The organism is Pseudomonas sp. Sample_10, from assembly GCF_004321495.1.
Classification (GTDB): Bacteria; Pseudomonadota; Gammaproteobacteria; order Pseudomonadales; family Pseudomonadaceae; genus Aquipseudomonas.
On sequence record NZ_RCOE01000031.1, the window covers coordinates 1 to 19759 of the forward strand.

General features: G+C 59.4%; 16 protein-coding genes. 7 read left to right on the forward strand and 9 right to left on the reverse strand.

Annotated features, from left to right (window positions below; all coding sequences use genetic code 11):
* The first annotated feature begins 2 nt into the window (after positions 1–2).
* From D8U18_RS02055 to D8U18_RS02070, 4 genes are all read left to right on the forward strand, one after another.
* The gene (locus D8U18_RS02055; RefSeq protein ID WP_241664276.1) at positions 3–554 is read left to right on the forward strand and encodes an alpha/beta hydrolase; all 552 of its coding nucleotides are present in this window, start codon (positions 3–5) and stop codon (positions 552–554) included.
* A gap of 55 nt (positions 555–609) precedes the next feature.
* A complete protein-coding gene (locus D8U18_RS02060; RefSeq protein ID WP_131106903.1) occupies positions 610–1533 on the forward strand; it encodes a sigma 54-interacting transcriptional regulator in 924 nt (307 codons plus the stop codon).
* A gap of 249 nt (positions 1534–1782) precedes the next feature.
* Positions 1783–2580, forward strand: coding sequence for a MetQ/NlpA family ABC transporter substrate-binding protein (locus tag D8U18_RS02065; protein WP_056852077.1), 798 nt, complete (start codon positions 1783–1785; stop codon positions 2578–2580).
* Between the two features lie 397 nt (positions 2581–2977).
* Positions 2978–4057, forward strand: coding sequence for an RHS repeat-associated core domain-containing protein (locus tag D8U18_RS02070; RefSeq protein WP_131106904.1), 1080 nt, complete (start codon positions 2978–2980; stop codon positions 4055–4057).
* A 16-nt stretch (positions 4058–4073) separates the two neighbouring features.
* Here D8U18_RS02070 and D8U18_RS02075 read toward each other — a convergent pair whose 3' ends face one another.
* On the reverse strand, positions 4074–5270 hold the full coding sequence (locus D8U18_RS02075) for an AAA family ATPase (protein WP_130930796.1): 1197 nt from the start codon (positions 5268–5270) through the stop codon (positions 4074–4076).
* A 194-nt stretch (positions 5271–5464) separates the two neighbouring features.
* Between D8U18_RS02075 and D8U18_RS02080 the strand changes: the two genes are divergently transcribed.
* The 3 genes from D8U18_RS02080 to D8U18_RS02090 are packed head-to-tail and all read left to right on the forward strand — an operon-like array spanning position 5465 to position 10685.
* A complete protein-coding gene (locus D8U18_RS02080) occupies positions 5465–6568 on the forward strand; it encodes an efflux RND transporter periplasmic adaptor subunit (protein WP_131106905.1) in 1104 nt (367 codons plus the stop codon).
* A complete protein-coding gene (locus D8U18_RS02085; protein ID WP_131106906.1) occupies positions 6565–7632 on the forward strand; it encodes an efflux RND transporter periplasmic adaptor subunit in 1068 nt (355 codons plus the stop codon). Before D8U18_RS02080 ends, D8U18_RS02085 begins: the two co-directional genes overlap by 4 nt.
* The gene (locus tag D8U18_RS02090; RefSeq protein WP_056852081.1) at positions 7629–10685 is read left to right on the forward strand and encodes an efflux RND transporter permease subunit; all 3057 of its coding nucleotides are present in this window, start codon (positions 7629–7631) and stop codon (positions 10683–10685) included. The genes D8U18_RS02085 and D8U18_RS02090 overlap by 4 nt, the downstream gene beginning before the upstream one ends.
* A 104-nt stretch (positions 10686–10789) precedes the next feature.
* On the opposite strand, the gene D8U18_RS02095 is transcribed toward D8U18_RS02090, so the two are convergent.
* The 8 genes from D8U18_RS02095 to D8U18_RS02135 form a co-directional block, all read right to left on the reverse strand.
* On the reverse strand, positions 10790–11419 hold the full coding sequence (locus tag D8U18_RS02095) for a class I SAM-dependent methyltransferase (protein WP_056852082.1): 630 nt from the start codon (positions 11417–11419) through the stop codon (positions 10790–10792).
* A gap of 621 nt (positions 11420–12040) precedes the next feature.
* Positions 12041–12685, reverse strand: coding sequence for a methionine ABC transporter permease (locus D8U18_RS02105; RefSeq protein WP_020795820.1), 645 nt, complete (start codon positions 12683–12685; stop codon positions 12041–12043).
* A complete protein-coding gene (locus D8U18_RS02110; RefSeq protein WP_131106908.1) occupies positions 12675–13796 on the reverse strand; it encodes an ATP-binding cassette domain-containing protein in 1122 nt (373 codons plus the stop codon). Before D8U18_RS02110 ends, D8U18_RS02105 begins: the two co-directional genes overlap by 11 nt.
* A 2-nt stretch (positions 13797–13798) precedes the next feature.
* The gene (locus D8U18_RS02115; RefSeq protein WP_056852084.1) at positions 13799–14608 is read right to left on the reverse strand and encodes a MetQ/NlpA family ABC transporter substrate-binding protein; all 810 of its coding nucleotides are present in this window, start codon (positions 14606–14608) and stop codon (positions 13799–13801) included.
* Positions 14609–14741: 133 nt separating this feature from the next.
* Positions 14742–16094 (reverse strand): LLM class flavin-dependent oxidoreductase, encoded by a 1353-nt coding sequence (locus D8U18_RS02120; RefSeq protein WP_131106909.1) that lies wholly within the window; start codon positions 16092–16094, stop codon positions 14742–14744.
* On the reverse strand, positions 16094–17299 hold the full coding sequence (locus D8U18_RS02125) for an SfnB family sulfur acquisition oxidoreductase (protein WP_131106910.1): 1206 nt from the start codon (positions 17297–17299) through the stop codon (positions 16094–16096). Before D8U18_RS02125 ends, D8U18_RS02120 begins: the two co-directional genes overlap by 1 nt.
* Positions 17300–17322: 23 nt before the next feature.
* Positions 17323–18564, reverse strand: coding sequence for an SfnB family sulfur acquisition oxidoreductase (locus D8U18_RS02130; RefSeq protein ID WP_056852087.1), 1242 nt, complete (start codon positions 18562–18564; stop codon positions 17323–17325).
* A 168-nt stretch (positions 18565–18732) separates the two neighbouring features.
* Positions 18733–19554, reverse strand: a complete 822-nt coding sequence (locus D8U18_RS02135; RefSeq protein ID WP_241664277.1) for a hypothetical protein — start codon at positions 19552–19554, stop codon at positions 18733–18735.
* Positions 19555–19759 lie beyond the last annotated feature (205 nt).

A 19759-nucleotide genomic window follows, 5' to 3' on the forward strand; every position in this document is an offset into this window, starting at 1 on the left:
TTGTGCCGGGCTGGCAAGGATCGCCAGAAGATCATTGGCAAAGCCATTGGCAGAAAAGTTTGCCGAACAGCGCACGGGTCGAACAGGCCGACTGGTTGACACCGCGCCGCGAAGACTGGGTAGCGGCCTTGGCTGAGGCGATCGCGGCTGACAGCACTCCGGTCATTCTGATTGCCCACAGCCTGGGATGCATCACCGTCGCCCATTGGGCTGCGACGGCGCCCGTGCAGTTCTTGCGGCAGGTGCGCGGCGCCTTGCTGGTCGCACCGGCAGACGTCGAGCGTCCGGCCTGTGCGCCGGCCCTGCGTAATTTCGCACCGATTCCGACTGACCTGCTGCCATTTCCCAGCCAGGTCGTCAGTTCCGATAACGACAGTGCCGTCAGTGCATCGCGAGCGTTGGAGCTGGCGCGCAATTGGGGAGCCGAAGCGGGCATCCTCGCAGGTGCCGGTCACATCAACGTCAAGTCCGGACATCAGCGTTGGGAGCAGGGATTTGCCTATCTCTATCGCCTGCAGAACCGCATGGAACAACACGCCCTGCGCCGCGCTTGAACACTTTCCTTAGTTAACGCCCCCGTCTCCCGGCGGTTTTGGGCGGGAGTCTGCCATGAGCTTTGAAACCTTCGGTCAGCCGCTGCTGACCTTTCCCGATGCTGAAAAAAGTCCCCTGAGCATTCGCGCCAAGGCGTTGGTGTTCGTCGATCCGCGCTCCCGGCAATTGCGCCAGGAGCTGGAACAACTGGCGCCGCGCTCGACCTCGGTGCTGATCCGTGGCGAAACGGGAAGCGGTAAAGAATTGTTGGCGCGGCACATCCATCGCGCCAGCGATCGTGGCGGATTGTTTGTGTCGGTCAATTGCGGCGCGATCAGCCCGACCTACGCCGATGCTGAATTGTTTGGCTATGCCGCAGGCAGCTACAGCGGTTCGGCGAGCAGTCGCGCGGGATGGTTTGGTTCGGCCAACGGCGGCACGCTGTACCTGGACGAAATCGGCGACTTGCCGCTGCCGATCCAGATCAAACTGCTCGCCGCGCTGGAAAACCACGAAGTGACACGCGTTGGTGCCCAGCAGCCGAGCCCGGTAGATGTGCGTCTGGTAGCGGCCACCAGCATCGATCTGGCCCAGGCGGTTGCCGCCGGGAAATTCCATGAGCGGCTCTATCACTACCTCAGCGAGGGGCAGCTCGAACTGCCAGCCTTGCGCGAGCGGGTCGGCGACATTCTGTCGTTGGCCGAATACTTCCTGGGTATCTACAGCCAACGCCTCGATCTGCCGGTGCCACTGATCAGCGAAACCGCGCAACACGTGCTGGAGCGACACAGTTGGCCGGGCAACACCCGCGAACTGGAAAATGTCATTCACTTTGCGTTGTTGGTGAGTACCGGCGACGAGATTTTGCCGGAGCATTTGAATTTGCCGGATGAAGGGCTGGCGCAGATTGAACGGCAACTCCAGCAGATACTCGACAAGGGCTCCGCGTCTGAAAAAGCCGCCCTGAAACAAATACTTAAGCAGGCCGGCCTCCTGTAACCCGAGAACGCCGCAGAGTCTCAGGAGCCCTGCGTTATCGTTTGGCGACCCTCGCGAGCAGTCTCGCAACCAAGGGAATGCGCGGGCTAGAGCTGTATGAACAAAATGGAATATGAAGCTGAATAAAGGTTATTGTTCGGGAATAAAAAATCCCGGTATTGTCCGCTTCACGCCAGCGATAGCACTTCACTGGCACACGTACTGATAGCCGTCGCCACAAGCGACTGTGATATTCGATAAGGACACTGCATGAAAAAGGTTCTGTTGTTCACCGCACTGGCGGCTGCCCTGACCGCGGGCCTGGCCCAGGCTGGCGAGAAACTGGTGGTTGCCGCGACCCCGGTGCCACACGCCGAAATCCTTGAGCTGATCAAGCCAACCCTCGCCAAAGAAGGCGTAGACCTGGAAATCAAAGTCTTCACCGACTACGTACAGCCGAACGTGCAAGTTGGCGAAAAGCGCCTGGATGCCAACTACTTCCAGACCAAACCTTATCTGGACAGCTTCAACGCCGGCAAATACAAGGATGACAAAGCCAAGTACCTGGTCACCGTGCAAGGTGTGCACGTTGAACCGTTCGGTGGCTACTCGAGCAAATACAAAACCCTGGCCGAACTGCCTGACGGCGCGACCATCGCTATCCCGAACGAAGGCAGCAACAGCGGTCGTGCGTTGATCCTGCTGCAGAAAGCCGGTCTGATCGAACTCAAGGATCCGAAAAACGCCCTGGCGACCCCGAAAGATATCGCCAAGAACCCGCACAACTTCAAGTTCAAGGAACTTGAATCGGCCCTGTTGCCACGGGTTCTGAAGGAAGTTGATCTGGACATGATCAACACCAACTACGCGCTGGAAGCCAAGTTGAACCCTACCAAGGACGCCCTGGTGATCGAAGGTGCTGATTCGCCTTACGTGAACTTCCTGGTGGCCCGTGAGGACAACAAGGACAGCGCCGCTATCCAGAAACTGGCCAAAGCCCTGACCAGCCCGGAAGTGAAAGCATTCATCGAGAAGAAGTACAGCGGCGCGGTACTGCCGGCGTTCTGATTCGCGAGGTAAACCCTTCAAGGTTTCCAACGCCGACGGCTAGCGCTAGCGTCGGCGTTTTTTTGTGTTTGAAAATCAAGCAGTGCTGGCCAGCAACGCCCTGCGCAACGCGACCAATAACTTTACGATGTCCTGCGGATTCATGGGTTCAAGCACTTTTGCATCTGCCATGTTCTCTTCCTTGTGAGTGTTCGGCCAGGGAGTCTGGCCAATAACGGTCCGTCCTTGGAGGGGCAAATCGAAAAATAGATCCTTCCTACGGCGTAAAGGAAAATAGCCGTCTTACGCCGCCTCGGCAAACAGGCCAAACACTTTTCCTCGATTACTACTAGTTTTGCCAGCTGTCCCGAATCCTCCGGCCGTTACAAGCTACGATCATTGGACGGAGGTGCTGACGATGACCACATATTTGTGCCGCTATGGCTACGACGCACTGGATCTGCTGATCGGGCTGGAGCCATTGGGGAAAGAAAAAATGCAGCGATTGTATCGTCACCAACATTTGGTGACGGAATTGCACGGCTGCACCAGCCAGAGTGTGTTTCAAACAGAATCGCGACTGCTGGCGGAGCAACGTCGCGATCATGATGATGTTGCGAGTCGATTGCTGGTGACTGATTACCAACGATCCATTCAGCAACTCACCCATCCACCTCTACGGCAGGTCTATTCGCCCTACGGCCATCGCCGGGTCGAAAGCGGTCTCGGCAGTCTTCTGGGTTTCAATGGCGAAAGGGGCGACCCGGTCACCGGCCACTATTTGCTGGGCAATGGTCATCGTGCATTCAATCCGGTGCTGATGCGCTTCAACAGCCCGGACAGTCTGAGTCCGTTTGGGCGGGGCGGGCTGAATCCGTATGCGTATTGCCTGGGGGATCCGGTGAATTTCAGTGATCCAACGGGGCGGTTAACCGCTATCGCCAGAATCCTCAGCAGCCTTGGGACTCTTTTCAATTCTGTTATAACGCTCAGACCCGGCATTCCGTTTCAGGTTGGAATGGATACACTGGTGAACGGCGCCATATATCGACTACCCCTGAGACAATCAGCGGGCGCCATTGCTGTCGTCTCTGCGGGATCATTTGGCGTCGTTGGGGGCGTTCTCGGTATAGGGAGCGCGGTCGTTGCAGCCATCAATCCGACCTCTGCCATTCTTGCACCGCTGGCCTACTCCACGCTTGGGGCTACGGCTGTTTCAGTTGTGAGCAGAGCTGGATCTTATTGGGCGGCGCGTAATCCAGCGATATTGCCGGCTTTGAAAAGTCTGGCTGAAAAATCGATGGCGGTGAATCCATTGGTAGCATCGGTATCAACGAGATCCAATGCGATGGAGATGGAATCATTTTTTCCCTCAGCTTCGCTGCCCGCTCCAGGTGCTGTGTATCCACTTTCCCGTACTCGTGGGATCAAACGCGGACATGACGGTAACCCAGTGAATAAGCTGGTAGCCAAACGCAAAATTATTCGGCAAACCTGAGAGAACCTGAAAAATTTCAATCCGGCCAATACCACGCCGGTTCGTCCAGCATCCGCTGCCCGACAATCCCGGTCTGACCAAGGGTTTTCTCCAGTACGATGCAGTTGCATTCCGGGTCCTGCTGCAATGCAGAGATCAGCCGCCGTGCATGGGACACTACCCACACCTGACACTGCTCGGAGGCGCGGATAATCAACCGCGCCAATGCCGGCAACAGATCCGGATGCAGGCTGGTTTCCGGTTCGTTCAACACCATCAGCGTCGGCGGGCGTGGCGTCAGCAGCGCCGCCACCAGCAGCAGATAGCGCAATGTGCCGTCGGACAGTTCGGCGGCGGACAGCGGGCGCAACAATCCTTCCTGATAAAACTCGATGGCGAAGCGGCCACCGGCGAGCGGTTCGATGTGCAATCGTGCACCGGGAAATGCATCGCTGATCGCGTCGCGCAATGCCTCGGGGTCGCCGATTTCGATAATGGTCTGCAACGCCGCCGCCAGGTCGCGGCCGTCGTGGTGCAAAACCGGCGTACGGGTGCCCAATTGCGGTTGGCGCACCGGTGCGTCGACGTCACTGCGAAAGTGATCGTAGAAGCGCCAGCGGCGGATGAATTCGCGCAGTTCCAGAACTTCCGGCGAGGTGCGCAAGCTGCCGACCTGATCAAAAAGACTGTCGAAATTCGGGGTGTGCTGTGCCAGTACATCCCATTGACGATCGGCCCGACTGCGGATCATCGGGCCGTCGCGATCCACCAACAGACTTGCCGGACGATAGAACGCCCCGTTCCAGATGCATTCGCGCTTGATCTGCGGATCGAGGCTGAACCGTGAAGGGATGGGCGTGTCGTGCCCTGGAAGCATGAAGTGGCCGTTGGATTCAGGAAGGCCGAGACTGATCGAGTAACCGAAGTCCTCACTGGTGAATCCCAAGCGCAGGCGTTTGGCGCCCTGTCGCACGCCGGCCTCGACCGGCACCTCGCCATTTCGCATACGCCGGGAGATGGTTTGCGGTCCCGCCCAGAAGGTCGAGCCCAGCCCACCCTCACGGGCCAGCGCATTGACCACGCCACCCTGAGCGGTTTCCGCCAGCAAGCGCAGCGCGCGGTAGAGGTTCGATTTGCCGCTGCCGTTTGGCCCGGTGATCAGGTTCAAGCGACCCAGTGGGATCACCAGTTTGTTGATCGAGCGGTAATTGGCCACCGCGAGGGTGTTGAGCATGGAAAATGTCCCTATTGGCCGACCCTGCAGGCGCTGCCGCAGCTACGATCTCTTGCCTTTGAGTTGATCAGGATCAAAAGATCGCAGCCCGCAGCAGCTCGTACAAGAGGAAAAGCTGAATTTGCGTAGGCGAAGGTTAATCCCTGTTCTAAGCTGACAAACGAATCGCGCCCGTTAAACGCAAAGGAGTCTGCATGGCTGGTCCCGGATTGAGATTAGCGCTTGGCCTGAGCCTCCTGGTTTTGCTCAGTGCCTGCGACCAAGAGAAACCGCTCGAGAAGGCTCGGCCACGGGTTTTCGTTCAGGAAGTCAAACTCACCGATTACGCTGCCAACATCACCTTGACCGGCGATGTGCAGGCTCGGGTGCAGACCGAGCTGTCTTTTCGCGTGAGTGGAAAGATCATCCAGCGTACGGTTGATGTGGGTGACCGGATCGCGGCCAGGCAGGTCCTTGCCCGGCTCGATCCAAAGGACCTGCAAACCAGTCTCGACTCGGCACAGGCTCAAGTGGTGGCCGAGCAGGCCAAGGTCAAACAGAACGCCGCGTCTTTCGTGCGCCAGCAAAAACTGTTGCCCAAGGGTTATACCAGCCAAAGCGAGTACGACTCTGCGCAGGCGGCATTGCGCAGTAGCCAAAGCTCACTCGCGGCGGCCCAGGCGCAGTTGGCCAATGCCCGTGAGCAGCTGAGTTACACCGCGTTGATGTCGGATGCACCGGGCGTGATCACTGCGCGCCAGGCAGAGGTCGGGCAGGTGGTTCAGGCCACCGTGCCGATCTTCAGCCTGGCCCAGGACGGTGCGCGCGATGCGGTGTTCAACGTCTATGAATCGCTGCTGGCCGAACCACCATCAGACAAGGGTGTGGTGGTCAGCCTGCTCGACAATCCGGCGATCAAAACCACCGGTACAGTCCGCGAGATCACCCCGGCGGTCTCGGAGCAGACTGGCACTGTGCAAGTCAAAGTCACCCTCGACAGCTTGCCGCCCGGCATGCAACTGGGTTCGGTGGTGAGTGCCACAGCCAATACCCGGGGCAAGTCCGCGGTGGAGTTGCCGTGGTCGGCGCTGACCAAAAAAATCAGCGAGCCCGCGGTATGGCTGGTAGACGGCGACGGCAAGGCGCAGTTGCATACCGTCACCGTCGGCCGCTATCTGACCGGTAAAGTCATCATCAGCGAGGGCCTCAAAGGAGGTGAAAAAGTCGTCGTTGCCGGTGGCCAGTTGCTGCATCCCGGCGTGACGGTGGAAATCGCTGAAGACACCTACAAGGAATTGGCCGCGGAGAGTCAACCATGAAGCATCTGTTACTGGTACTGACCAGTGTGATGCTGGTGGCCTGTTCGGAAAAAGAAGCGCCAGCGGAGCCGGTTCGACCGGTGTTGTCGATCAAGGTCGAGGCACTGGGTGAACAAAACCTTGGCCGATTCGCGGGGAGCATCCAGGCCCGCTATGAGAGCAATGTCGGTTTCCGTGTACCGGGACGCATCGCGAGCCGTAGCGTCGATGTCGGCGCGGAGGTCGACAAGGGGGCGTTGCTTGCCTCGCTGGACCCTACGGATCAGCAGAACCAATTGCGCTCGGCAGAGGGCGACCTGGCGAGCATCCGGGCGAATCTGATCAACGCCCAGGCCACCGCCCGGCGACAGCAGAGCCTGTTCGATCAAGGCGTGGGTTCCCAGGCGCAACTCGACGCTGCACTGACTGACCTGAAGACCACCCAGGCCTCGCTGGACCAGGCTCAGGCAGCGGTCAGCCAGGCCAAGGATCAACTCAACTACGTTGAATTGCGTGCCGATCACAAAGCGGTCGTCACCGCGTGGATGGCCGAAGCCGGACAAGTGGTCACCGCTGGCCAGCAAGTGGTTACCCTGGCGCGACCGGACATCAAGGAGGCGGTGATCGATCTGCCGGACACCCTGGTCGATCAGTTACCCGAAGACGTGGTGTTCCAGGTTGCTTCGCAATTGAGCCCGGAGATCAACACCACGGCTATCGTGCGGGAAATCGAGCCCCAGGCACAAAGTGCAACCCGTACCCGACGCGCGCGCCTGACCCTTTCCGAAACACCCAGCGGATTTCGCCTGGGCACGGCGATCAGCGTGACATTGATTTCGGCGATCAAGCCGCAGATCGAATTGCCTCTGAGCGCGTTGCAGGAAGTCGAAGGCAAGTCGCGCATCTGGGTAATCGATGCCCAGGCGCAAACCGTTTCTCCCAGGGATGTCAGCATCATCAGCCGCACGGACCGCACCGTCGTAGTCGCCAGCGGCGTGAAGTCCGGCGAGCGGATTGTCAGTGCGGGAGTCAACAGCCTCAAACCGGGGCAAAAAGTGAAAGTAGATGAGGGCAGCCCACAATGAAAGGGAGTTTCAACTTATCCGAATGGGCGCTCAAACATCAGTCGTTTGTCTGGTATCTGATGTTCGTCGCATTGCTGATGGGCGTGTTTTCATACCTGAACCTGGGGCGCGAGGAAGACCCTTCCTTCACGATCAAGACCATGGTTATCCAGACCCGCTGGCCAGGTGCGACCCAGGAGGAAACCCTCAAGCAGGTCACTGACCGCATCGAGAAAAAACTCGAAGAACTCGACTCGCTCGACTACGTGAAAAGCTATACCCGACCGGGTGAGTCCACGGTCTACGTTTACTTGCGCGACACGACCAAGGCCAAGGACATTCCGGAAATCTGGTACCAGGTGCGCAAGAAGATCGGCGACATCCGTTATTCGTTTCCACAAGGCATTCAGGGACCGTCGTTCAACGATGAATTCGGTGACGTGTTCGGTTCGATCTATGCCTTTACCGCCGACGGTCTGACATTGCGCCAATTGCGCGACTACGTCGAACAGGCCCGTGCCGATATCCGCGGCGTACCGGGCTTGGGCAAGATCGAGATGATTGGCCAGCAGGACGAAGTCCTGTACCTGAACTTCTCGACCCGCAAACTGGCGGCGCTGGGTATCGATGAGCAACAGGTTGTGCAAAGTCTGCAAACGCAAAACGCCGTGACCCCGGCCGGGGTGATCGAGGCGGGACCCGAGCGGATTTCCGTACGCACGTCAGGGCAGTTCATTTCCGAGAAGGATCTGGCCAACGTCAATCTGCGACTCAATGATCGCTTTTATCGTCTGGCCGATATAGCCGATATCCGCCGAGGCTACGTCGACCCCTCGACGCCGGAATTCCGCTTCAATGGCCAACAGGCTATCGGTCTGGCCATAGCCATGCAGACCGGGGGCAACATCCAGGAATTCGGCAAGGCCCTGCATCAGCGTATTAATGAGCTCACTGCCAACCTGCCGATGGGTGTCGGTGTGCACAACGTGTCCGATCAGTCTGTTGTGGTAGAAGCCGCAGTTGGCGGCTTCACCAGTGCGTTGTTTGAAGCCGTAGTGATCGTCTTGGTGGTCAGCTTCATCAGCCTCGGCTTGCGTGCTGGCTTGGTGGTGGCTTGCTCGATCCCGCTGGTATTGGCCATGGTGTTCGTGTTCATGGAGTACAGCGGAATCACCATGCAGCGGATTTCCCTCGGTGCGTTGATCATCGCGCTGGGCCTGCTGGTGGATGACGCAATGATCACGGTCGAGATGATGGTCTCGCGTCTGGAGCTGGGCGAGTCCAAGGAACAGGCTGCGACTTTTGCCTACACCTCGACCGCGTTCCCGATGCTCACCGGCACGCTGGTGACCGTCGCCGGTTTCGTCCCCATTGGTTTGAATGGCAGCTCGGCCGGCGAATACACCTTTACCCTGTTCGCGGTAATTGCCGTCGCGATGATGGTTTCGTGGGTGGTCGCGGTGCTGTTTGCGCCGGTCATCGGCGTGCACATCCTCAGTGCCAATGTGAAGCCGCACGCGGCGGAGCCCGGTCGACTGGGGCGGGCATTCAACGGCGGTCTGTTGTGGTGCATGCGCAACCGGTGGTGGGCGATCGGCATCACGGTGCTGCTGTTCGCGCTGTCGGTTGTGGGTATGCAGTTTGTACAGAACCAATTCTTTCCGGCCTCGGATCGCCCGGAAATCCTCGTGGATCTGAACCTGCCACAAAACGCCTCGATCGATGAAACCCGCAAGGCCGTGGACAAGCTCGAGGCGACGCTCAAGGGTGACCCGGATATCGTGCGCTGGAGTAGTTACGTCGGCCAGGGTGCGATTCGTTTTTATCTGCCCCTCGACCAGCAACTGCAGAACCCGTATTACGCGCAACTGGTGATCGTCGCCAAAGACTTCGAGACGCGCGCCGCCCTCAGCGATCGGCTGCGTGAACGTCTGCGCAATGATTTCGTGGGTATCGGCAGTTTCGTCCAGGCGCTGGAGTTAGGCCCGCCTGTGGGGCGGCCGATCCAGTACCGCGTCAGCGGCCCGGACATCGACCAGGTGCGCAAGCACGCCATCGATCTGGCCAGCCAGCTGGACAAGAACCCGCACATCGGCGAAATCATTTTCGACTGGAACGAGCCTGGCAAGGTGCTGCGCATCGATATCGCCCAAGACAAGGCTCGCCAGCTCGGCTTGTCTTCCGAAGACGTGGCGAACCTGATGAACAGCATCGTCACTGGCTCGACGGTGACGCAGGTCGACGACGATATCTACCTGATCAATGTGGTCGGCCGCGCCGTGGATGCAGAACGGGGCTCGCCGGAAACCCTGCAGAACCTGCAAATTCTCACGCCGGGCGGCACCTCGATTCCCCTGCTCGCGTTTGCCTCGGTGCGTTACGAACTGGAGCAACCGCTTGTGTGGCGTCGCGACCGCAAACCGACAATCACCATCAAGACCGCAGTGATCGGTGATATTCAGCCAACCGATCTGGTCAAGCTGCTCAAACCGGACATCGACAAGTACGCCGCCGCATTGCCTGCGGGGTACAAGGTCGCCACGGGCGGTACGGTGGAGGAGAGTGCCAAGGCCCAGGGGCCGATCAACAAAGTCGTGCCGTTGATGATATTCCTGATGGCCACCTTTCTGATGATTCAGCTGCACAGCGTGCAGAAGATGTTCCTGGTAGCCAGCGTCGCGCCGCTGGGCTTGATCGGCGTGGTGTTGGCGCTGGTGCCGACCGGAACGCCAATGGGCTTTGTGGCGATACTCGGCATCCTGGCGCTGATCGGCATCATCATCCGCAACTCGGTGATCCTGGTAACCCAGATCGACACGTTCATCGCCGACGGTTCTTCACCATGGGATGCCGTGGTGGAAGCTACCGAACACCGGCGGCGCCCGATTTTGCTCACCGCCGCGGCGGCGAGCCTGGGCATGATCCCGATTGCCCGGGAAGTGTTCTGGGGACCGATGGCCTACGCAATGATCGGCGGGATCATCGTTGCTACCTTGCTGACGCTGCTGTTTTTGCCGGCACTGTATGTGGCCTGGTACAAGATTCGCGAGCCGAAGAAAGACGCCGCGCAGTGATCGTTCCCACGCTCTGCGTGGGAACGCCTCTCGGGACGCTCCGCGTCCCTGCGGCATGACGCAGAGCGTCACTGGCTGCATTCCAACGCAGAGCGTGGGAACGATCAGTCGACGCGCCGCCAGACACTCGCCAGCCAGGGCTGCTGCTCGCGCGGCAGCCCCGCCGGCCGGTAGTAATGCTCCAGCTCGACAAAGCCCGCCTCGGTCAGCAGCTGTTGCCAGGCCGCAAGATCGTGATACGCCCCATACCGTGGCCCGTTCCAGCCTTCCTGATTTTCGCCACGAGGATTGGAACTGAACAACACCCCTCCCGGTTTCAACGTTCCCCACAACTGTTTCAACACCCGCGGCAGTTCCTGTCGCGGAACATGAAACAACACCGCGTTGGCAAAAATCCCGTCGAAACGCTCGGCCGGCAAGTCGAGCTTCAGGAAGTCCTGTTGCCAGACTTCGCAGCCACTGTCGTCACGGGCCATTTGCGCGAACCTTTCCGAACCGTCCAGTCCGACGGCCCGATGGCCCATGCGCGTAAACGTCTGCAAATCACGACCGGGACCGCAGCCAAAATCGAGAATGTCGAATGGCGCCGTGCCTTGAATGTGCCGTAACAGCGCATCGATGTTCTGGCTGACATCGTGATCGCGTGTCCCCTCACGAAAGTTCTCAGCGACCGAGTTGTAATGGCCCAGAGTGGTGGCGGTGATCTGCTTGAGGTCGTCGGGGGTTTGTTTCATGGTCGGCTGCGCAGGTAAAGGAGTTGTGCCGACTATAAGCGCTTTCGCGCTTCAAAAGATCGCAACCTACGGCAGCGCCTACATGGGTAACCGATATCGCGACTAAACGAACAGGGGTGGCGGCTGCACGCAGGTTAGTCGACCGGCCTCTAGGAATACCGGCGCACCCGAAGGTGCCCTGCGCACAGCCACCATAAAATTCAGGCAATAAAAAACACCTGAAAGAGGTGACGCTGTACGCCTAGAGGAACCGGGCGACTAAACCCGTTCACTGATGAGCAGTGACGAACCGAGACTAGCCAGCGAATTTGCCAGGCGCAAGCGAGCGAAATGATCTAGGAAATGTCCTGCAAAGGAAAGGAATCGGGCCTTCGGAATTGCCGATTTCTCTGTGGGAAAACTTCCCTTCTGCGTCCAGTAATCCCTCTTGGCCAGGAAGCTGTTATGCAGGACAAACACGCTTTGTGGCGAGGGAGCTTGCTCCCGCTGGGCTGCGAAGAAGCCCCCAGACCATTCAAAGAGGTGTATCAGAAACATGCGGGTGTCAGTTTTTGCGATTGCTGCGCAATCGAGCGGGAGCAAGCTCCCTCGCCACAAAAGCGCCTCCATCCCCCAGCCTACTCAGCGCTTGTTGAGCCCCCGCGCCAACCGATCCCCGCCCAACTGAATCACCGCCACCAACGCCACCAGCAACACAATCACCGTCAACATGATCTGGCTGTCAAAGCGCTGGTAGCCATACCGATAGGCGATGTCACCCAGGCCGCCCGCACCGATCGCCCCGGCCATGGCCGACGAATTGATCATGGTCACCAGGGTGATGGTGAATCCACCGACAATCCCCGGTAGCGCTTCCGGCAACAGCACGTGCCAGACGATGTGCTCGCGCCGGCAACCCATGGCTTGCGCCGCTTCGATCAAGCCATGGTCGACTTCACGCAGACTGACCTCGGCAATACGCGCAAAGAACGGTGTCGCGGCGATGGTCAGCGGCACCACAGCCGCCCAGACGCCGTAGGTGGTGCCGACGATCAGGCGGGTGAAGGGGATCAGCGCGACCATCAAAATCAGGAACGGGATTGAGCGGAACAGGTTGACGAAAGCGCCCAATGCGCGATTAAGCGCCGGGGCTTCGTAGATGCCGCCCTTGGAACTGGTGACCAGGATCACCGCCAGCGGAATACCCGCCAGCAGGGCGATCAGCGATGACACTCCGACCATCAGAAACGTGTCGATGAAGCCTTGCAGCAAGCGATCAAACCACATAACCCAATACCTCCACCTGTTGCGCCCAACGGCCGGCGCGTTGCTGCAGTTCTTCGGCAGCGTGGGATGATCCGGTCACTGCCAGTAGCAGTTGCCCAAGCGCGTGTCCCTGAATCCGTTCCACGCCACCCTGCAACAGACGCACGCGTCCACCGAGAGCGGCGAACAGCGCGGCCAGGTCCGGTTCAGCCTGGGCCGCTCCGGTAAATTGCAGGCGCAGTACCACAGCGTCTTCGGCAGACCGCGGTTGAGGCTGCAAACGGCTTTGCAGCTCCGGCGGCAGGACATGTTGCAACGGCGCGAGCAAGGTCTTGCTGACTTCGTGCTGCGGATTGCCGAACACTTCCCACACCGGGCCTTGTTCAACGATCCGGCCATGTTCGAGGACGACGACGCGATCGCAGATCTCGCGGATCACCGCCATTTCATGGGTGATCAAAATGATGGTCAGCCCCAGGCGTTGATTGATCTCGCGCAACAGGCCGAGGATCGACTGCGTGGTCTCCGGGTCCAGTGCGGAAGTGGCCTCGTCACACAGCAGAATCGCCGGGTCGTGCACCAGCGCGCGGGCGATACCGACACGCTGTTTCTGACCGCCGGACAACTGCGCCGGGTATGCTTTGTGCTTGCTTTGCAGGCCCACCAATTCCAGCAGCTCGCGGACCTTTTGCTCGCGTTTTTCCTTGGCGACACCGGCGACTTTCAGGGGCAGTTCGACGTTCTGCCAAACCGTCTTGGCCGACATCAGATTGAAGTGCTGGAAGATCATGCCAATGCGCCGGCGCAGCGCTACGAGGCGGTCCTCATCGAACTCGCCGATGTCGATCTGATCGATCAGCACCCGGCCCGAGCTCGGTTGCTCAAGGCGATTGATGGTGCGGATCAACGACGACTTGCCGGCGCCGCTGCGACCGATAATGCCGAACACTTCACCGTGCTGGATCGCCAGGTCGATGCCGTGCAGCGCGGCCACCGGACCTTGTTTGCCGTCGTAGGTTTTACCCAGGCCGATGAAGCGCACGTGAGCGCTATTGAGCGCTGGGTGCAACTCGGTCTGTTGTGCTTTGTGAGGCGCTGGAGTTTCCAGTCGCCGTTGCGTGGCAGCCGTCATGCTCAACTCTCCCAACCGGCTTGATAGAGCTTGCCATGGGCTTTATCCAGAGCGGCGCGAACGGCTGGCGAATGCTGATAGATGTCGACGAACTTGATCAGGCGCGGGTCGGTTTTGCTCTTCGGCTGGATCACGAATTGAATCACGTATTCCTTGTGATCGAGGCCGTCGAACAGCAGGGCAGAACCGGCATCGAAGGTCTTCGACAATCGAATGTAGGCCGGGTAACCCTGGACCAGATCGGCGTCGTCGTAGGCACGCACCAGTTGCACGGCTTCAACCTGGAGAATCTTGATTTGCTTCGGGTTGGCGATGATGTCTTCTTCGGTGGCCTTGTAGCCGACACCGGGTTTGAGGGTGATCAGGCCAGCCTTGGCCAGCAACTGTAAACCACGACCGCTGTTGATCGGATCGTTGGCGATGGCGACGCTGGCGCCTTGCGGCAGCTCGTCGAAGCTTTTGTATTTTTTCGAGTAGAGACCGACGTTGTTGATGATTCCCGGCGCGAACGGCACCAGGTCGAAACCGGAGGCAGCCTTGGCGTTTTCCAGGAACGGGATGTGCTGGAAGTAGTTCACGTCGATGTCGCCGGCAGCGAGGCTGACGTTGGGTGCGATCCAGTCGGTGAACTCCACCAGCTCGACTTTCAGGCCGTGCTTGCCGGCTTCTTCGACCGCCGCTTCCAGAGGAATGGCGAAGGCGGCGGTGGTGCCGATTTTCAATGGAGCGTCGGCGGCGAAAACCGCAGAGCTGAACAGGCCGAGGGCCAGGGCCAGTGCTTTGACTGGGTGAGAGAAGAGCTTCTTGGTCATGATGTTTTTTCCAGTCAGTGCGATCGTTCCCACGCTCTGCGTGGGAATGCCTCTCGGGACGCTCCGCGTCCCTGCGGTTGTGACGCGGAGCGTCACTGGCTGCATTCCCACGCGGAGCGTGGGAACGATCGGGTTAGTGTCGGTAGTGAGAGCCGGTATGTTGCTCAGGCAAATGCGCCCCTTCGCGAAACAGCTTTTCCCGCAGGCTGCCATCGTCATAAGCGGTCTTGTACGAGCCACGTCGTTGCAACTCGGGAATCACCAGTTCGATGAAGTCCACATAGCTTTCCGGCGTGACGATCCGCGTCAGGTTGAAGCCGTCGAGGCCGGTTTCGGCGATCCACGATTCCAGTTCATCCGCCACTTGCTGCGGCGAGCCGACCACGGTGATGTAGCGCCCGCCGAGGGCGTGCTGTTGCAACGTTTTGCGTCGGGTCCAGTCATTGTTCTGCAGGTTTTTGGTCGCTGACTGGATCGCGTTGCTTTTGACGTACTGGATCGGTTCGTCAATGGCGTACTCGGAAAAATCGATCCCGGTAGAGGCCGAGAAATGCGCCACCCCGGCCTCGGCACTGGCGTAGCTCAGGTATTCGGCGTGCTTGGTCCAGGCCAGTTCTTCGGTTTCGCCGACGATCACATTCAGGCCCATGAACACCTTGATGTCTTCGCGATTGCGCCCGGCGTCGACAGCGCTGGCGCGAACTTTGTCCACTTGCACCTTGGTCGACGCCTTGGTCTGGCCGCTGATGAACACGCACTCGGCGTGTCGGCCGGCGAACAGCAAACCACGATCGGAACTGCCGGCCTGGAACAACACCGGCGTGCGTTGTGGCGAGGGTTCGCACAGGTGATATCCCTCGACCTGATAGAACTCGCCCTTGTGCTCGACCTTGTGCACTTTGTCCGGTTGCGCGTAGATGCGTTGCCGTGGATCGTTCAGCACCGCAGCGTTTTCCCAGCTGCCTTCCCAGAGTTTGTAGAGCACCTCCAGGTACTCGTCGGCCTGGTCGTAACGGCGGTCGTGCTCGACCTGTTCGCTAAGGCCCATGGCTTTGGCGGCGCTGTCGAGGTAACCGGTGACGATGTTCCAGCCCACCCGGCCACGGCTCAGATGATCCAGCGTCGACATGCGTCGGGCGAACAGATACGGCGGCTCGTAAGTGAGGTTGGCGGTGAGGCCGAAGCCGAGGTTTTTGGTCACCGCAGCCATGGCCGAGACCAGCAGCAGCGGGTCATTGACCGGCAGCTGGATCGATTCCTTGAGTGGAACGTCCACCGAATTCTGGTAGACGTCGTAGACCCCGACGATGTCGGCGATAAACAAGCCGTCGAACAACCCGCGCTCGAGCAGCTGCGCCAGTTCGGTCCAGTAGCCGATGGTTTTGTACCGGGTCGAGGTGTCCCGGGGATGCGTCCACAGACCATGGTTGATGTGCCCGATGCAGTTCATGTTGAACGCATTGAGCAGGATCTTTTTCTTGGCCATCAGATGGTCCCCCGCAGTGGCGGGTTTTCATCGTTGAGGTAGTAATTGCCCACCGCGTGATACTTCCAGCGAACCGGGTCGTGCAGGGTATGCACCCGAGCGTTGCGCCAGTGGCGATCCAGACCGTGTTCCATCAGGGTTGCCTGGCTGCCGGCCAATTCGAACAGGGTGCTGCCGGCGGCCAGGGAAATTTCGCTGCTGATGGCCCGAACTTCGGCGACGGCAATCGATGCAGCGGCGACGGTTTCGGCGTTGGTGTCGGCCTGGGCCTTGTCGAGGAACTCACCGGCGCGCTCCAGCAGCGCTTCGGTGGCGTGCAAACGAATGCTCAAGTGGCCGAAGCTCTTGAGGGTCAGTGGGTCGTCGGTGGCTTTTTCGTGGGTGGCGTCGATCCACGGGCGGGTCTTGGTGCGCACGAAGTGCAGGGCATCTTCGTAGGCGGCGCGGGCGATGCCGGTGTCGATGGCCGCATGGAGAATTTGCGCCAACGGGCCGACCGGTGTCGGGCGCTCGAACGCGCTTTGAAACGGGATGACGTCTTCGGCGGCGACGAAGACATCTTCGAACACCACCGAGCCGCTACCGGTGGTGCGCTGGCCGAAGCCGCTCCAGTCGTCGATGACGGTCAAGCCTTTGCTGTTGCTTGGGACGAAGGCCAATTGCTGCACGCCGTTTTCATCGATCACCGAGGTCGGGATGCGTTGGGCGTATATCGCACCGGTGGCGTAGAACTTGCGACCGTTTATGCGATAGCCCTTGCGCGCTCCCTGCACATCAGGGGTGAGGCGGGTGACGCGGTCGTGAGCGGTTTTGGTGCCGAGCTCGGCGAGCGCATTGCCGAAGCGCTGACCGGCCAGCACTTCGGCGTAAAGGCGTTTTTTCTGCTCTTCGTTGCCGTTTACGCGCAACACTTCAAGGGCATAGAAATGGTTCTGCGGAATTTGCCCGAGCGAGCCGTCAGCCTGCGCAATCAGCGCGATGATCTTGGCCAGGGTGACGTTGGAAACGCCAGCGCCGCCGTACTCTTTCGGCACGCTGATGCCCCACAGGCCGGAACGGGAAAACACTTCCAGCTCCGGGTGCGGCAGTCGACGCTCGCGGTCACGCAGGGCGCTATCGCGCTTGAAATCGTCGGCCAGGTCGCTGGCGACAATCAGGGCTTGCTCATCGCTGGTCAGGACCGCGACGTGATGAGAACTTGTCATGTGTTTCTCCAGATGTCTGGTCGTCAGATCCAGGAGTGGCGAGCCGGCAACGTGCCGTTCAGGTGATAGGCACCGACTGCGTGATACTTCCAGCGCACCGGGTCGTGCAGGGTGTGCACGCGGGCGTTGCGCCAGTGGCGGTCGAGGTTGAATTCGGCGAGGGTCGCGCGGCTGCCGGCCAGTTCGAAAAGCTTTTCGCTGGCCAACAGTGAGATCTCGGTGGTCAGCACCTTGGCTTCGGCCACGGCAATCGAAGCGCGGGCGGCTGACTCGGCGGTGAGCGGCGCAGCGTTGACCTGATCAAGCACGTGTCCGGCCTTGCGCAGCAGGGCTTCGGCAGCGTGCAACTCGATTTTCAGTTTGCCGATGTCGGCGATCACATAGAGGTCATCACTGGCCCTGTCGACGTTGGCATCGATCCATGGCCGGGAGCGGGTTTTCACGAACTCGATGGCATCGTCGATGGCACCCCGGGCGATTCCGGCATCAATGGCTGCCTGGATCAATTGCGAGACGGCGCCCTGAGTATTGGGCTTGTCATTGATCTTCCAGTTGTCCACTACCAGTTCGGCGTCGACCCGTACGTTGTTGAGCAAAACCGTACCGCTGGCGGTGGTGCGCTGGCCGAAACCGGACCAGTCATCGACGATGCGCAATCCCGGTGTGCCGCGACGGACGAAGGCCAGTACCTGCCTGCCATCGTCGTTCAGGGCCTTGACCGCAACCCAGTGCGCGAACAGCGCGCCGGTGGAGTAAAACTTTTGCCCATTGAGGACAAAGCCATCGCCATCGGCGGTGATGCGCGCCTTGAGGTCCAGCGTGTTCTTGCTGCCTCGCTCCGGCCCGGCATTGCCGATGCGCCAGCCCTCGAGCACGCTTTTGAACAGCTGTTTTTTCTGCGCTTCAGTGGCGCTGCCCAACACCAGGTTCAGGATGCCGAACTGGTTCTGTGGAATCTGTCCGAGGGCCGGGTCCGCCGCAGAAATGATCGCGAAAACCTCGGCCAGGGTGACGAACGAAACTTGCGGGCCACCGTACTCCCGCGGGATACCAATGCTGCCCAGCCCGCTGCGGGTGAATTGTTCGATTTCCGACCAGGGCAACTTGCGCTGCTGGTCACGTTTGGCCGCGTGCAGGCGTGCTATCTGCGCCAGTTCGTGGGCGGCCTTGATGGCTTGTGCGTCGTTGCGCAGCACTTGCGCGGGCAACAACAGGGGGGCGATATCCAGATCACTCTGGACAATTGCATCTGCCAGACTGGACATCAGTGCCGCTCCTTGGCTGCGCGCAATGCCCTGGCGATCTGCACTGGGGTGATTGTGTTCCGGACCATACCTACCTCACATCTCATGGAAACGCCGCTGCGGCGTAGAAAACAAGAATGTCCGGTGGTCCGGTGTATATACCCTAAGCGTTTATAAAAAAGTTATGAACTAACTTTTAGGAATATATATAGAAGGGGTGGTGTGCGCAGGGCAACACTTGCTGCTGTAGCAACAGCGCGCTTGTGCGGCCTCGGGTCGTTGCTTTTTCGCGACTTTCAGCCACGAACCGGCGCAACCAATTTTCAACGAACGTGCCGGCGCCCACCGTGAGTTGTTGCCGACCCGGTCGAGAATGCAATAAGTCACCTCCAGTCGCAGATCCTCGCCCGCCTCGATAATGATCGCTGGCGGCACCCATACCTGGATCGGCTGGCCCACGTCGCTCGCCTTGAGTCGTGGCAAGTCCATGCGCACATCGCCCCAGCGCAGGGTGATTTCGTCGTCCGCCGCCATGTTCAGGTACGGCTCGATGGTCAGCGGCACGCCGCGTTTGATCTGGTTGGGATTCACGCCCTGGCGGCGAATCGTTTCAGGGATGCTCACGGGGGCCAGGCGTTGGTTTTCGTCGCCGCACAGGTTGGAAGGTTCGCCACCCGGACAATCGAGCTTGACCCGAACGCGTCCGACAGCCGATACCGCCGGCCCCCGGCCAATCTGCATGATCCGGTAATGAATGCGCGAGGCGCCATTGGCAATGAAACTCTCCGGTACGCGCAAGTGGACGGAACGGCCTACATCGTCGGGCGTGACCACCCTGGAGGCGACGTAGCAGTTGTCCCAGAACAGTTCGATGAGGTCGCCTTCGTCCATCGCAGGGTAGGGCGGCACATCGATCAGCAGGTGCGAGGCCGATACGATATTGATGTCGCTTTTGTGAGATTGCGCCAGGGTTGGGGCTGCGAGTTCGGGATGGTTCGAAATGTTTTTCATGGAGTCTCCTTGAAGTTGTTGCAGCGAAGTCCGTTTCTGAAAAATAAATGCATCAAGTGCGAGTAAAAAAGGCAATTGCTTATTTTGTTTTAAATAACGGGTGGCGCGTCTTGGTGACTAGATAAGAGTGCGGGTGAATCAGTGTCAATAGCGATTGTTAGTTAGACTTGGAATATGATGTTATTCAGAAAAGTCCTACGCATTA